This window comes from Pelomicrobium sp. G1 (genome assembly GCF_051905455.1).
GTDB lineage: Bacteria > Pseudomonadota > Gammaproteobacteria > Burkholderiales > UBA6910 > Pelomicrobium.
Genome location: NZ_JBQACR010000450.1, coordinates 1 through 254 on the forward strand (window position 1 = coordinate 1; position 254 = coordinate 254).

At 75.6% G+C, this 254-nt stretch carries 1 pseudogene; it reads right to left on the reverse strand.

The features are described from left to right. Window positions 1-254, reverse strand: a pseudogene (locus tag ACTFO6_RS19185) (hypothetical protein); the annotation flags it as partial.

Consider the following 254-nt stretch of genomic DNA (forward strand, 5'->3'; position numbering starts at 1 on the left):
GGGCGGGTCCGCCCGTCGGGGGTCTCGAGCGTGACGAGGGGCACGTCTTCGTCATATTCGCCCGGTGGGGCGACGCGCACCACCTCGCCTTCGGTGTCGGGCGGCACCAGGCAGCGGTGGGTGCGCCCGGGTGCGGTTGCCGAGACAGCCGATCCGAACACCGCGCCGGGCGCAAGCCGCTCACCCGCCTTCACCTGCGGCTCGAAAGCGAAGCGCGCCGGCGCGGCGGGCCGCAGCCCCGGTAGCACCAGGGG